Annotated in this window: 11 protein-coding genes; 4 read left to right on the top strand and 7 right to left on the bottom strand. The window is 65.8% G+C overall.

Going from position 1 to position 12,576, the window contains the following annotated elements:
- Positions 1-33: 33 nt before the first annotated feature.
- Both J2751_RS03170 and J2751_RS03165 read right to left on the bottom strand, forming a co-directional pair.
- Positions 34-960, bottom strand: a complete 927-nt coding sequence (locus J2751_RS03170) for a DMT family transporter (RefSeq protein ID WP_209483066.1) — start codon at positions 958-960, stop codon at positions 34-36.
- A gap of 146 nt (positions 961-1,106) precedes the next feature.
- Positions 1,107-1,475 carry an Hsp20/alpha crystallin family protein gene (locus J2751_RS03165; RefSeq protein ID WP_209483064.1) on the bottom strand — a complete coding sequence of 123 codons (369 nt, stop codon included), beginning with the start codon at positions 1,473-1,475 and terminating at the stop codon, positions 1,107-1,109.
- Between the two features lie 191 nt (positions 1,476-1,666).
- On the opposite strand from J2751_RS03165, the gene ggt reads away from it, so the two are divergent.
- The 3 genes from ggt (at position 1,667) to J2751_RS03150 (ending at position 5,504) form a co-directional block, all read left to right on the top strand.
- Entirely contained in the window at positions 1,667-3,325 is a 1,659-nt protein-coding gene (ggt, locus tag J2751_RS03160) for a gamma-glutamyltransferase (RefSeq protein WP_209483062.1), read from the top strand.
- 100 nt (positions 3,326-3,425) lie between these two features.
- Positions 3,426-4,742 carry an ABC transporter substrate-binding protein gene (locus J2751_RS03155; RefSeq protein WP_209483061.1) on the top strand — a complete coding sequence of 439 codons (1,317 nt, stop codon included), beginning with the start codon at positions 3,426-3,428 and terminating at the stop codon, positions 4,740-4,742.
- A 111-nt stretch (positions 4,743-4,853) separates the two neighbouring features.
- Entirely contained in the window at positions 4,854-5,504 is a 651-nt protein-coding gene (locus tag J2751_RS03150; RefSeq protein WP_209483059.1) for a deoxyribodipyrimidine photo-lyase, read from the top strand.
- 55 nt (positions 5,505-5,559) lie between these two features.
- On the opposite strand, the gene J2751_RS03145 is transcribed toward J2751_RS03150, so the two are convergent.
- The 5 genes from J2751_RS03145 to lipA form a co-directional block, all read right to left on the bottom strand.
- Positions 5,560-6,270: an ABC transporter ATP-binding protein gene (locus J2751_RS03145; RefSeq protein ID WP_209483213.1), complete on the bottom strand. Its 711-nt coding sequence runs from the start codon at positions 6,268-6,270 to the stop codon at positions 5,560-5,562.
- A 158-nt stretch (positions 6,271-6,428) separates the two neighbouring features.
- Positions 6,429-7,310 carry an ABC transporter ATP-binding protein gene (locus J2751_RS03140; RefSeq protein ID WP_209483057.1) on the bottom strand — a complete coding sequence of 294 codons (882 nt, stop codon included), beginning with the start codon at positions 7,308-7,310 and terminating at the stop codon, positions 6,429-6,431.
- Positions 7,303-8,682 (bottom strand): branched-chain amino acid ABC transporter permease, encoded by a 1,380-nt coding sequence (locus J2751_RS03135; protein ID WP_209483055.1) that lies wholly within the window; start codon positions 8,680-8,682, stop codon positions 7,303-7,305. The genes J2751_RS03140 and J2751_RS03135 overlap by 8 nt, the downstream gene beginning before the upstream one ends.
- Positions 8,679-9,800 (bottom strand): branched-chain amino acid ABC transporter permease, encoded by a 1,122-nt coding sequence (locus J2751_RS03130; RefSeq protein ID WP_209483053.1) that lies wholly within the window; start codon positions 9,798-9,800, stop codon positions 8,679-8,681. The genes J2751_RS03135 and J2751_RS03130 overlap by 4 nt, the downstream gene beginning before the upstream one ends.
- Before the next feature lie 179 nt (positions 9,801-9,979).
- Entirely contained in the window at positions 9,980-10,918 is a 939-nt protein-coding gene (lipA, locus tag J2751_RS03125; protein WP_209483051.1) for a lipoyl synthase, read from the bottom strand.
- A gap of 173 nt (positions 10,919-11,091) precedes the next feature.
- Here lipA and J2751_RS03120 point away from each other — a divergent pair, with 173 nt between their 5' ends.
- Positions 11,092-12,561, top strand: a complete 1,470-nt coding sequence (locus J2751_RS03120; RefSeq protein ID WP_209483049.1) for an MATE family efflux transporter — start codon at positions 11,092-11,094, stop codon at positions 12,559-12,561.
- The last annotated feature ends 15 nt before the right edge of the window (positions 12,562-12,576 follow it).

Raw genomic sequence — 12,576 nt, 5'->3', positions numbered from 1 at the left:
GCGGGACGGCTCTCGATGACCGGCTCCGTCGGATCAGAAGCCCCCGCCGACGCGTTCCAGGAGTTTCGGGACCTCCTCGGCGATCGCGTGGCGTTTCACCAACACGAACCCCGCGACGATGACGACGAACCCGGCAACGGTGAACGCCGTCACCGGCTCGTTGAGGAGGAGTACGCCGGTGACGGTCGCGACCACCGGGACGACGTAGGAGACGAGGTTGATCTCGAAGGGGCCGAGCCGGTCAAGCAGCGTGAAGTAGATGGTGTACGCCACCGCCGAGGCGAGCACGCCGAGGAAGGCGAGCGAGACGAGCGCGGGCAGTTCCGTGGCGGGGAGCTGTTGCGTCTCGCCGACCCCGAGGCTGGCTCCGTGCATGAGTAGCCCGCCGAACAGCATCGCCCAGCCGGTGAGCGCGATACTGGAGAAGGAGGTCTCGACGACGCGAAGTCCCACGCTTCCGACGGCAACGGCGATCACGCCGACGAGAATGAGCCCGACACCGATGGTCACGCCGCCGGCGAGGTTCTCGGGGTCCGGCTGGGCGACGAGGGCGACGCCGACGAACGCGAGGACGACGCCGAGCGCCCCGCGAGCGTCGAGACTCGACTCGCCGATCCAGACGGCGGCGACCGCGGCGGTCGCGATCGGCACGAGACTGTAGGTGATGGCGGCGATGCCGCTCGTGGTGTACTGCTGGCCGACGAACAGCAGCGAGTTGTTGACGGCCACCGAGAGCCCGCCGCTGAACCCGATCGCCGCGAGGTCGCCGCGGGTTCGCGGGAGTGGACCGCTCTCGGTCAGGAGGACGTACGTGACCAACAGCAAGGCCGCCAAATCAAACCGGTAGGCCGCGTACAACACCGGCGGGTAGTACTCCAAACCGACCTCGATGGCGACGAACGAGCCACCCCATAGCCCCGCCAACAGGAAGAACAGGATAACGTCGCGGTACCGTGACACGCGTGAACCGACGCAGTCCAGTGGTATATTGGTGTTCGTTTCACTCGACTCCGGGAGAACACCGTGCTTCCAGTGGAATGGTTAGTGCTGGCGAACCCCGGCTAACGGGCAAAAAACGAGGGTTGGCCGATCCGACCGGACCGCGGTCAGCTCTCAATCTCGATTTCGGTTCCCGTCGCCGCGGCCTCGACGACAATCGGGAGGGATACGGTGAGGATGCCGTTTTGATACTCGGCACTAATCTCGGTGTCGTCGACTGTTTTCGGGAACCGGAACCGACGGTGGTAGGTCCGGCGTGTGCCGCGGTGTTCGTCCTCGTGCTCCCCGGCGACGTTCAAAATTCCGTCGTCCCACGTGACGGTGATTTCTGCGGGGTCGAACCCGGGAAGCTCGACCGAGAGGACGAACTCGTTGTCCTGTTCGTACAGTTCGTAGTCGTTGCTACCACGTTCGAACAGTCGGCTCGGGAAGTCGAGACCTCCGGTCCACGCGTTGGCTGTTTGTGGGAGAGCCATCGTGTACCACCTCGAATGCGTGTGCTAGTATGCTTGCGGTTCTATATAAATATAACGAAGCTTGAGTCATGGTATCTTGAACCTAGTTATATTGTCACATAGTTGGGTTCGCGCAGTCACCCCCTGACCGGATCGGGAAGCCGAACAGTTCCGGGATTCGTTTTAACCCCCAGTCGGCCGGATATCTTGGTATGGAGCCAGACCTTGATAGATTCGCCTCGCGACGTTCGACCGTGTACGGTAAACGCGGCGTGGTGGCGACGAGCCAGCCGCTCGCGAGTCAGGCGGGTATCGAGACGCTTCGGGACGGCGGCAACGCCTTCGACGCGGCGGTCGCGACCGCGGCCGCGCTCAACGTCGTTGAGCCGACCTCGACTGGGCTCGGCGGCGACGCCTTCGCCCTTTATAAGACCGCCGACGGCGACGTGGGGGCGATGCGGGCCTGTGGCGGCGCGCCCGCGGACGCCACCATCGAGAACGTCCGGTCGGCGCTGGCGGCCGACGACGACGCGGCCTCGTACTATCCCGACGACGGCGGCTACGCCGTCGACGACGTGGAAGAGGCAGGGATGCCCTTTTATGGGCCACACGCGGTGACGGTTCCCGGGACAGCCCGCGGCTGGGAGGCGACAATTGAGAAGCACGGTCGGCTCACACTCTCTGACGCGCTTGAACCCGCGATTCGGTACGCGACCGAGGGATATCCCGTCTCGGAGGTGATCGCCTCCCACTGGGCGGGCGCGGAGGACCTGTTCACGGACGATCACGCCCGCGAAGCGTACTTATTCGACGACGAGGCCCCGACCGTCGGGCAGGAGGTGACGCTTCCACGTCTCGGGCGGTCGATGGAGCGGATCGCCGAGGAGGGCGCGGACGTCGTTTATGAGGGCGAGATCGGTGAGGCGATCGCCGCGGAGGTCCAGCGCGCCGGCGGCTTCATGACCGTCGACGACCTCGCGAGCTTCGAGGTCGAATGGCCGGATCCCGTCTCCACGACGTACAACGGCGCGGAGGTGTACGAGCTTCCGCCCAACAACCAGGGACTCATCGCGCTAGAGGCGCTCAACATCGCCGAAGAGTTGGGCGCGGGCGAGTACGACTACGACTCCGCCGAGCGCGTCCACTACTTCGCGGAGGCGCTGAAGCTCGCCTTCCACGACGGCCACCGGTACATCACCGACCCCGCACACGAGGAGATACCGCCGCTCGCCTCCGACGAGTGGGCGGCGAAGCGCGCCGCCGAGGTCGGGGAGCGCGCGAACCACGACGTGAGTTTCGGCGTGCCCGACGCCGACGCGGAGGACGCCGACACCGTCCTCCTCACGGTCGCCGACGACAAGGGGAACGTCGTCTCCTTCATCAACTCCCGGTTTGCCGGGTTCGGATCCGGGCTCGTCGCCGGCGACACGGGGATCGCGCTCCAGAACCGCGGAGCCTCGTTCTCGCTCGATCCTGAGCATCCGAACAGCCTTGAACCCGGTAAACGGCCGTTTCACACCCTGATACCCGGTCTTATTCGGTTCGACGAGGACGACTGGGCGGCGTTCGGCGTGATGGGTGGGTACATGCAGCCGCAGGGACACGTCCAGACGGTATCCAACATGGTCGATTACGGAATGCCCCTTCAGCGCGCGCTCGACGAGCCGCGCTGGCGATACCGGGAAAGCGGGGAGCTGGCGCTCGAACCGCGCTTCGACGACGACGTCGCGGCAAAGCTGGTCCGCAAGGGGCACGACGTCCAGTTGCTGTCGCCCGTCCTGTTCGGGGGCGCACAGATCGCCCGTGACGAGGCCGGTACCCTCTCGGCGGCGACGGAACCACGGAAGGACGGGAGCGCGCAGGGGCGTTGAGACGAGCGTGAGATCGAGGCGGTGATCCGTCCGTGGTCCGAAACGATCCGAGCGATCGGAGGATATTCTTATAAACCCTCGTGTGGTACACACTCACAGCATGACGCGAAAGATACAACGACGTGACGTACTCAAAGGAGCCAGTGCTGCGGGGCTCGTGGCGATGGCCGGCTGTGCGACCGAGGGCGACAACGGTGAGAACGGAGACGGTGACGTCCCGGACGCCGTGATGATCGTCGGGTTCCCGCAGTCCGGGATCCAGCTGTTCCGCGACTACTACTCGGAGTTCGCGGATCAGTCCCCGGACCTCGACATCATCGTCCCCGACGGACTCATCGACTCCGACCTCCCGGGCGAGGTCGATAACGACATGAACAACGTCATCGGGACCGAGCCGTCGGCGGCGGGTCCCGGAGCCGAGTTCTACGCGGACGAGTACGAGGCGGCGTACGGCGAGTCTCCGGGCGTGTTCACCGCACAGGCGTACGACGCGATGGCGATCAACGTCCTCGCGACGGTTGCCGCGGGCGAGAACGACGGTACCGAAGTACGGGACCGCGTCCGGACCGTCACGAACCCCGGCGGCGAGGAGTTCGGTCCGGAGACGCTCGCCGACGCCGTCGAGGCGGTCGCCGCCGGCGATCCGATCCAGTACCTCGGGGCCTCGTCCAGTTGCGACTTCGACGTCAACGGCGACATCGTCACCGCCGCGTACGACATCGTCGACTTCCAGGACGGTGAGTTGAACACGGTCGACACCGTCGAGTTCGGGGCGGAACTCACCGACGAGGACAACGCCGCAGTCGCCGAGGACCCGGTCGGCGTCGACGACGGATTCGAGGCCATGGTCGGCGTGTTGCTCCCGGAGACCGGAGATCTCGGTCCGCTAGGCGGTCCGATCCGTGACGGCGCGCTCCTCGCGGCCGACCAGATCAACGACGCGGACATCGGCGTGACCGTCGATTACCGCGTCGAGGACACGCAGACGGACCCGCAGGCCGGTATCTCCGGCGCGGAAGCGCTCGTCAACGCGGGCTACTCGTCGGTCGTCGGACCGGCGTCCTCAAACGTCAACTTCCAGGTGACCGATCAGGTGTTCATCCCGAACGGCGTCGTCGGCATCTCCCCGTCCTCGACGGCACCCGGGATCACGAACCTCGACGACAACGGCTACATCTTCCGGACGGCCGCGTCGGACGTGCTTCAGGGTCCGGCGCTCGCGGAGCTCGCCGTCAGCGACCGCGTCGGCGCGGCGAGCAGCGGCACCCTGTTCCTCAACGACGACTACGGACAGGCGCTCGAGGAGGAGTACGTCAACAGCTTCGAGAGCAACGACGGGGAGGTCCGCGAGCGCGTCTCCTTCGAACCCGAACAGGCGTCCTACTCGAGCCAGTGGAGCGACGTCCTCCAGCTGTAATCCGGGAGTAACGCAGACTATCGATTTTTCACCGGCGTGGTCGGCGAAGCATCTCGTTTGGGGGGGGGCGAACCCCGTAACCCTGACACCCGAGCGCGCCCACAGACACGTATGGAGTTGTATTGGCACCGTCGTAATCTCCGGCCAGCTCCGAATCCGGCACTTTCGGCGGCGTTGTCTGTAGCGAACGAGAACGAGAGCGGTGTGGTACCGCTGTTCGTGTTGGACGACGCGATTCTGTCGCGTGCCGACGGGTTGGGGGTCGCGTTCATGCTCGGCTCGCTCCGTACGCTCCGACACTGGTACCGAGACCGTGGGAGCGACCTCGCGATACAGCGCGGCGATCCGACCGAGGTCGTGAGTCGCGTCGCGAGGCGTCTCGACGCCGACCGGGTCGTGTGGAACAGCGATCACTCACGACTCGCCCGCGGGCGTGACCGTGCGGTGCAGCGCGCGCTCACCCGTGCCGGCGTCGCGTACACGTCCGTTTCGAGCGACCAGCCGACAGAGTCGGAATCGACCTCAAAGTCGGTCTGGGAGCTGGAGACGCGGCTGGCGAACCCGAACGCGTTGGGAATCGAGACCGGCGCGGTGCCGCGGCTCTCGGAGCTCAGTGAACACGGGTACGATTCGGCACCCCTCACCGTCAACACCGAATCTGCCAGCAAGCGACTCCACGCCCTGTCGAACGGAACGACGTATCGGCGGTGTGACGAGGGCAGTTCCACGAAGCGAGACGACCAGTCGCTCAGTTGGGCCTGAACCCCGTCTCCGGTTGTGCGGTGTCCGACGAGCCTGAGTGCTCGTCGAGACCGTCTCACCCGCCGAGGAAGTCTTGCCGCACGTCTTCGTCTCCGAGCAACACCTCGCCGCGGTCCGTGTATCGGTTCTCGCCGTTGACGAGCACGTAGCCGCGGTCACACCGCCGGAGCGCCTCCTTGGCGTTCTGTTCGACCATCAGGATCGCGGTTCCCGCGTCGTTGATCCGGTCGATCCGATCGAACATGTCGGTGACGAGGTCCGGTGCGAGCCCGGCCGACGGCTCGTCGAGCAGCAGGAGGTCGGGGTCGAGCATGAGGGCGCGCCCCATCGCGACCATCTGCCGCTGACCGCCGGAAAGCGTTCCGGCCTTCTGACTCTCACGCTCCCGGAGGATCGGGAACCGATCGTATATCTCCTCGATGCGGTCTTCCGGGACGCTGTCGAGGATGTACGCACCCATCTCGAGGTTCTCCCGGACGCTCAACCCTGGGAACACGTTGTCCGTTTGCGGGACGAATCCGACCCCCTCGCGAATGATCCGTTCGGGGGCGAGCCCGTGGATCGGCTCCCCATCGAACTCGATCGTCCCGTCCATGTGCGTCGTGAGCCCGAAGACGGTCTTCATCACGGTCGATTTGCCCGCGCCGTTCGGGCCGACGATGGTGACGTACTCTCCGTCGGTAACGTCGAGATCGACGTCCGTCAGGATCCGGAGATCCCCGTATCCGGCGTTGAGACCACGGATACGTAGAACCGCGTCCCCCATGGTCGTGTGGTTTCGGCCCGCTTCCACGTCGCCAGCGGCATCGGATCCTTCAGCGACTTCGGGGTCGCTCGGACTCTCCGAACCTCCAGCGACTTCGGGGTCGCTCGGACTCTCCGAACCTCCAGCGACTTCGGGGTCGTTCCCCGACTCGTCGGTGCTCATACGTCTTCCCCCAGATACGCCTCGATGACGCGCTCGTCGTTTCTGATCTCTTCGCCGGTCCCCTCCGCGAGGACGTTTCCTTGGTGCATAACGATGACGTGTTCACAGTTGTTCATGATGACGTTCATGTCGTGTTCGACGAGGAGGAACGTGTAATCGTCCTCGCGCAGCCGGTGGATGCGGTCGAGCAGCTTCTCCTCCAGCGTCGGGTTGACGCCCGCCAAGGGCTCGTCGAGAAGGACCATTTCCGGATCGGTCATCAGCGCGCGAGCCATCTCCAGCAGCTTTCGCTGCCCGCCCGAGAGGTTCTCCGCGTTCTCGGTCGCGAGGTGTTCGATCTCGAAGAACTCCAGCGTTTCCCACGCGCGCTCACGGATCTCGGCCTCCTCCTCGATAACGCCGCCGCGGAGTCCGGGCGTCACCGAGCGGATCGCCGACTCGCCGATCTGGTTCTTCGGCGCGAGCATCAAGTTCTCCAGCACGCTCATGCCGCCGAGCTCGCGGGCGATCTGGAACGTCCGGACCAACCCCTTCTGAGCGATCTGATACGGTTCCATTCCGGTGATGTCCTCGTTTTTGAAGTAGATGTTCCCGGCCGTCGCCTCGTGAACGCCGGTAATACAGTTGAACGTCGTGGACTTTCCGGCCCCGTTCGGTCCGATCAGTCCGGTTAGCGAGCCCCGTTCGACCTCGAAAGAGGCCCCGTCGACGGCGGTGACGCCCCCGAACTGCTTGACGAGCCCCTCGACCCGGAGCGGGACGCCGGACGGCACGCGCTTTGCCGCCTCCTCGACCGCACTGTCGTTGGCCTCCGGTTCGTCGTCCGCCACGTCCGTATCCTCCGGCAAGTCCGATGTGTCCGGTGTGTCGCTACTCATCGTGATCACCCCCTCGTGACCGCTCCGAGAGATCGACGGCGGAGGCCGTCTCGATGCGATCGCCGAGCAGTCCGTCCGGCCGGCGGTGCATGATGAGGATCAGGACCAGCCCGAGGAAAATGAACTGAAGCGGCGCAACGTTGTCGGTCGCGAACGCGAGGAATGCGACCGGGTCGAGCGAGACGACGGCGTCCGCGAACGACTGCGGCGTCGGCGCGTCGATGATCCCCCGAACCGCGGAACCGGCACGGCGCGGCCCCTCGAACAACACGGCCGCGAAGACGATACCGCCGATGACCGATCCGGTGTTCGATCCGGAGCCGCCGATTATCACGGCAACGAAGACGTAGAACGTCAACAACGGCATGAACTGTGGCGTCGGCGAGACGTTCCCTTGGCTGCCGAACCAGAGGATCCCGGCGAGCCCCATCAGGGCACAGCCGATCATGAACACCTTGATCTTGATCAGGTCGACGTTCTTCCCTAACGAGTCGGCGACCAACTCGTCCTCACGGATCGCCTTGAGGTTCCGACCGAACGGGGAGTGTCCGAGCCGCTCCAAGAGCACGTAGAAGCCGACGAGAAAGACCGCGAGCACGAGGACGTATCCCCAGCCGACGACGATGTTGTTCGCGATGCCGAGTCCGCCCTCCCCGACCGTTCCGAAGACGAGTTCGCCGAACGCGGTCGGGTCGCCCGCGCGACCGTCGACCAGGAACAGCTCGCGGACGGGGTTGCTCGGCATCCCCATACCGCGGCCGCCGCCCGTGCCGACCCCGATCGTGTCCCTGAGGAACGTGTCGAACGCGCTCGACTGGAGCGTCAGCCGGATGATCTCCGAGAGCCCGAGCGTGACGATGGCGAGGTAGTCGGCTTTGAGCCGCAGCGCCGGTAGCGCCGCGAGCAGTCCGATGAGTGCCGCGGCCGCCATACCGGCGATGATCCCGACCGGAAGCGGCAGGCCGAACCCGGGGGGACCGAACGCCGGATCCGGCGAGCGAACGACGATCCCCATGGTGTAGACGCCGACGGCCATGAAGCCGGCGACGCCGATGTTGAACAGCCCGGTGTATCCCCAGTGGAGGTTGAGCGCAAGCGCCGAGAGCGCGTATACGAGCCCGAGGAAGGTCAACGTCCGCATCAGTCCGAAGACGCTGTTGAGTCCATCCGTGAACGTCAACAACGTCGCCCCCGCGTAGACCAGAAGCAGGGTCGTTATTACGAGACCGAGATCGTTCTCCCGGAGCGCGTCGATCACGGCTCCGGTCGCGCTCTCCGGCTCTCCGCCGTCCTCGTCGCCGTCCGGCGTCGGATCGGTTCCGCCGTCCGGCGTCGGATCGGGGGTATTCGCGCCCGTCTCACGGTCCGTCATGCGGTCGAAACACCTCCGAAGATCCCCTCCGGCCGAACGAGCAGAACGGCGATCATCACGGCGAACACGGCCGCCTCGTTGAAGTCCGAGGGGATCCAGATCGTCGACGTCGTGAACACGACGCCGATTACGAGTCCCCCGGCGATGGCTCCGTAGACGGAGCCGATCCCCCCGAGGATCACCGCGGCGAACATCAACAGGAGGAGCAGCCAGCCGAAGTCGAACTGTATCGTCCCACGGAGGAGGACGTAGAGGTAGCCGGACGCGCCGGCGAGTCCGCCGCCGAGGATCCACGTCGCCGTGACGACTCGCTCCGCGGGGATCCCGGTGACGAGCGCGAGGTCCTTGTTGTCGGCCATCGCACGCATCGCGGTGCCTAGTTTCGTGTGCTGTAACATGAAATGCATGGCGAGCATCAACCCGATCGCGGCGACGAGGATCGTCAATTGGTGTGCGTTTATTGACAGCCCCGTCGCCGGGATCACGAGATTGGACGCGTCGACGGTCGCCGTCACGCCCCGACGGCTCGACCCGTAGACGAACTGGATGACGTATCGGACGACGAGGGCGACGCCGATCGAGGCGATGAGCAACGAGATCCCGTCTCGGTCGCGCATCGGCTTATAGAACGTGCGGTCGAGAGCCAAGGAGACGACGGCGGTGATGACGAACGCCGCGACGAGTCCGACGAGAACGGCGACGGGGGTGGAGAGCACGTGTGCGCCGATCTCGCCGGGACTCACGTTTCCAGCCCCGCGAACTGAGAGGAGCGCACGGATCGGCTGTTCGCCGAACGCGGCGATCAGGAACGCGATCCCCCATCCGGTGAACGCCCCCGTACTGACCAGGTCGCCGTGTGAAAAGTTGGCGAACGAGAGGATGCTGTACGTCATCGAGAGTCCGATGCCGGCCAATCCGATCACGAGTCCGATAACGATGCCGTTCCAGAGGTTGGATCCGAGCCGTCCCGTCGAGAGCGAACCGCCGAGCGGGCCGACGCTGATGCCGGCGAGCTTGGCTACGAGATCGACGAGAAGGAGGACGCCGAAGGCGACGACCAGGGTGAGACCGGGTCGTGCGCGGATCGAGTCCACGAGATTCGGTTCAGTCGTTGCCATGTGTACGAGTCACTTACTCGTGGTGTGGCGTCGACGGGTAAATAATTCGCTGTTGTGACAACGTCGAGATCGGGTTTCGTCGGCCGTCCTATCGATGAAAGAACAAGAAACGCATGGACGAGTCGGTGGGACGGTCCGAGATCGCGTCGATCCGAGCGTGAAGCGGCCGGGTTTCGGGGTCAGTCCCCGCCCGCCGCCCGCGCGTGCTGGCGCGCGTCCTCGGCGGATCGGCCCTCACGGAGGAGCGCCTCGACGAACAGTTCGCCCGCCTTGTACGAGGACCGGACCATCGGACCCGACGCACAGTAGAGGAAGTCGAACTCCGTCTCGGCGACCGCCCGCCACGTCTCGAAGAGGTCAGGATGGACGTACTCGAACACGTCGAGGTGCGAGCGGGACGGCTGGAGGTACTGCCCGAACGTGACGACGTCGACGCCGACCTCCCGGAGATCCCCGAGAGTTCGATACACCTCGTGGTCGTACTCGCCGACGCCGAGCATGAGGCTCGTCTTCGTGTGAACGTCGCTCTCGCGGTCGACCTGATCGAGCACCGCGAGCGACTGTTCGTAGTCGGCCCGGCGGTCACGAACCGGCCACTGGAGTCGCTCGACCGTCTCGACGTTGTGAGCGATCACGTCGGGCCCGGCGTCGATTATCCGACGAACCGCCTCGGGGTCGCCCTCGAAGTCGGGGATGAGCGTCTCCACGAGGATCCCCGGATCGCGGCGCTTGATCTCGCGGATCGTCTCGGCGAAGTGTGCGGAGCCGCCGTCCGCCAGATCGTCGCGGTCGACGGAGGTCAACACGACGTAGTCGAGTCCGATCTCCGCGACTGCGTCGGCGACGTTCGCGGGCTCGTCGGGGTCCAACGGATCCATCCCGCCGGTCTCGACGTCACAGAAGTTACAGCCGCGCGAGCAGCGGTCGCCCATCAGCATGAACGTCGCCGTCCCGGGACCGTCGCGGCCCGACCAGCACTCGCCCATGTTCGGACAGTTCGCCTCCTCACAGACCGTGTGGAGATCGCGGTCACGAAGGCTCTCTTTGATCTCCGTGAACCGCGTTCCGGACGGGGGGCGCGATTTCAGCCAATCCGGTTTTCGGCGACCGCGTTGCATACCCGATCTTCGGCTGCCGGGCGCAAAAACGTGCGGGTCGGCGGGCGACGATCCGCCGGTTCTCACGGTCCCACGGTTGCGGTCGGGACGCGCGTCGAGGAGCTGATCGTACGGATCGTATCCGGCACCGATAGTGTTTTATTATGTCTGGATAATTCCGGAACGATCCTGGTATGTTGGATGTCTCACAGGAGGAGATAACCGACGGTCCGATCGGCCGAGTCCTCCTGTTGCTCGCGGCCCCGCTCGTCGCCCAGAACCTCGTGTACGTCGCGAACGCCCTGATCGACACGTTCTGGCTCGGACGGGTGAGCGAGGACGCGGTCGCGGCCGTGGGGCTAAGTCTCCCGATCCAGTCGCTTCTCGGAGCGACCGTCGTCGTCGCCGCGGTCGGAACACAGATCCTCGTCGCCCAGCGAGTCGGTTCCGACGACGAGGCTGGGGCGCGACGCGTCGCCGTCAACGGGAGTCTCGTTGCGCTCGCGATCACGGTCGCGGTCGCAGTTCCCGTCGTCCTGTTCGCCGAGGAGTTGGTCGCTGCGCTCGGGGCCGACCCGACGCTGGCGGCGACGACCGCGACGTATCTCGCCATCGTGATCGCGGTGCTTCCGGTCGGCGCAGTCGGTGACACCGTCGAGAACTGTTTCACCGCCTACGGCGACACGCGAGCCGTGCTCCACGTGAGCGTCGCGAGCGTGCTCGTCAATCTCGTCGCGGCCCCTGTGCTCATCTTCGGCGTCGGGCCGGTCCCGGAACTGGGCGTCGCCGGCGCGGCGCTCGGTACGGTGCTTGCGGGGATCGTCGGACTGACGCATATCCTCGCGTACGCGGGCGGGATCTACCGCGACTCCTTTCGGCTCACCCGCGAGGCGTTTGTCCTCGACGTGTCGGCCCTCCGTGAGGTGGTCTCCGTCGGACTCCCGCTCGGCGGCCAGCGAGGGGTGAGCGAACTCGTTCGCGTGCTCGTCGTGAGTCTCGTGGCGATCGCCGGGGGTGCCGCCGGGGTCGCCGCCTACACGGTCGGCGCGCGCGTCGCGACCCTCGCCATCGTCCCCGCGCTCGGAATGCAACAGGCCGCCCAGTCGATGATCGGTCAGAATTTGGGTGCCGATGAGCCGGGACGCGCACGCCGGACGACGACCGTCGGGACCGGCATCGTCGTCACCGGGTTCCTCGCGCTCGGCGCGGTCCAGTTCTTCTTTGCGGGCGCGATAACCGACCTCCTCGCGCCCGATCTCACGGCGACCGGCCGGGAGCTGTCAGTACTCTACCTCCAGCTGCTCGCGGTTACCTACTGGGGTCTCGGCGGAACCTACACCCTGCTTGCGGGCTTTAACGGTGCCTCCCGAACCCGGACCTCGTTCGTCGCGGACGCCGTGAAGTACTGGGGGATCCGGTTTCCCATCGCCGTCGCTGCCGTCCCGACGACCGCGACGTTCGGCGCGTTCGGGGTCGCAATCGCCCCGGGACTCGGTTGGGGGGTCGAGGCGGTGTTCTGGGCGGTCGCCGTGTCGAACGTCGTTGGGTTCCTCGGACTGGGCGCGTACTTCTATTACACGACCCGCCAAGGGATGTTCGTGAACGCCGCCGAGCGCGCGGGCGGCGGGGCGAGCGACGACGGCGCGGCGACCGGAGACGACTGAGATCGGTTCGGACGA

The organism is Halorubrum alkaliphilum (assembly GCF_017873815.1).
GTDB classification, from domain to species: Archaea; Halobacteriota; Halobacteria; order Halobacteriales; family Haloferacaceae; genus Halorubrum; species Halorubrum alkaliphilum.
Note: the sequence above shows the minus strand (reverse complement) of the source record. Positions and strands in the feature narration are given on the sequence as shown.

Excerpts from the sequence above, each read along its gene's own strand:
- J2751_RS03165 (WP_209483064.1), bottom strand. The coding sequence starts at position 1,475 with ATGGCTCTCCCACAAACAGCCAACGCGTGGACCGGAGGTCTCGACTTC.
- ggt (WP_209483062.1), top strand. The coding sequence starts at position 1,667 with ATGGAGCCAGACCTTGATAGATTCGCCTCGCGACGTTCGACCGTGTAC.
- J2751_RS03155 (WP_209483061.1), top strand. The coding sequence starts at position 3,426 with ATGACGCGAAAGATACAACGACGTGACGTACTCAAAGGAGCCAGTGCT.
- J2751_RS03150 (WP_209483059.1), top strand. The coding sequence starts at position 4,854 with ATGGAGTTGTATTGGCACCGTCGTAATCTCCGGCCAGCTCCGAATCCG.
- J2751_RS03145 (WP_209483213.1), bottom strand. The coding sequence starts at position 6,270 with ATGGGGGACGCGGTTCTACGTATCCGTGGTCTCAACGCCGGATACGGG.
- J2751_RS03140 (WP_209483057.1), bottom strand. The coding sequence starts at position 7,310 with ATGAGTAGCGACACACCGGACACATCGGACTTGCCGGAGGATACGGAC.
- J2751_RS03135 (WP_209483055.1), bottom strand. The coding sequence starts at position 8,682 with ATGACGGACCGTGAGACGGGCGCGAATACCCCCGATCCGACGCCGGAC.
- J2751_RS03130 (WP_209483053.1), bottom strand. The coding sequence starts at position 9,800 with ATGGCAACGACTGAACCGAATCTCGTGGACTCGATCCGCGCACGACCC.
- lipA (WP_209483051.1), bottom strand. The coding sequence starts at position 10,918 with ATGCAACGCGGTCGCCGAAAACCGGATTGGCTGAAATCGCGCCCCCCG.
- J2751_RS03120 (WP_209483049.1), top strand. The coding sequence starts at position 11,092 with ATGTTGGATGTCTCACAGGAGGAGATAACCGACGGTCCGATCGGCCGA.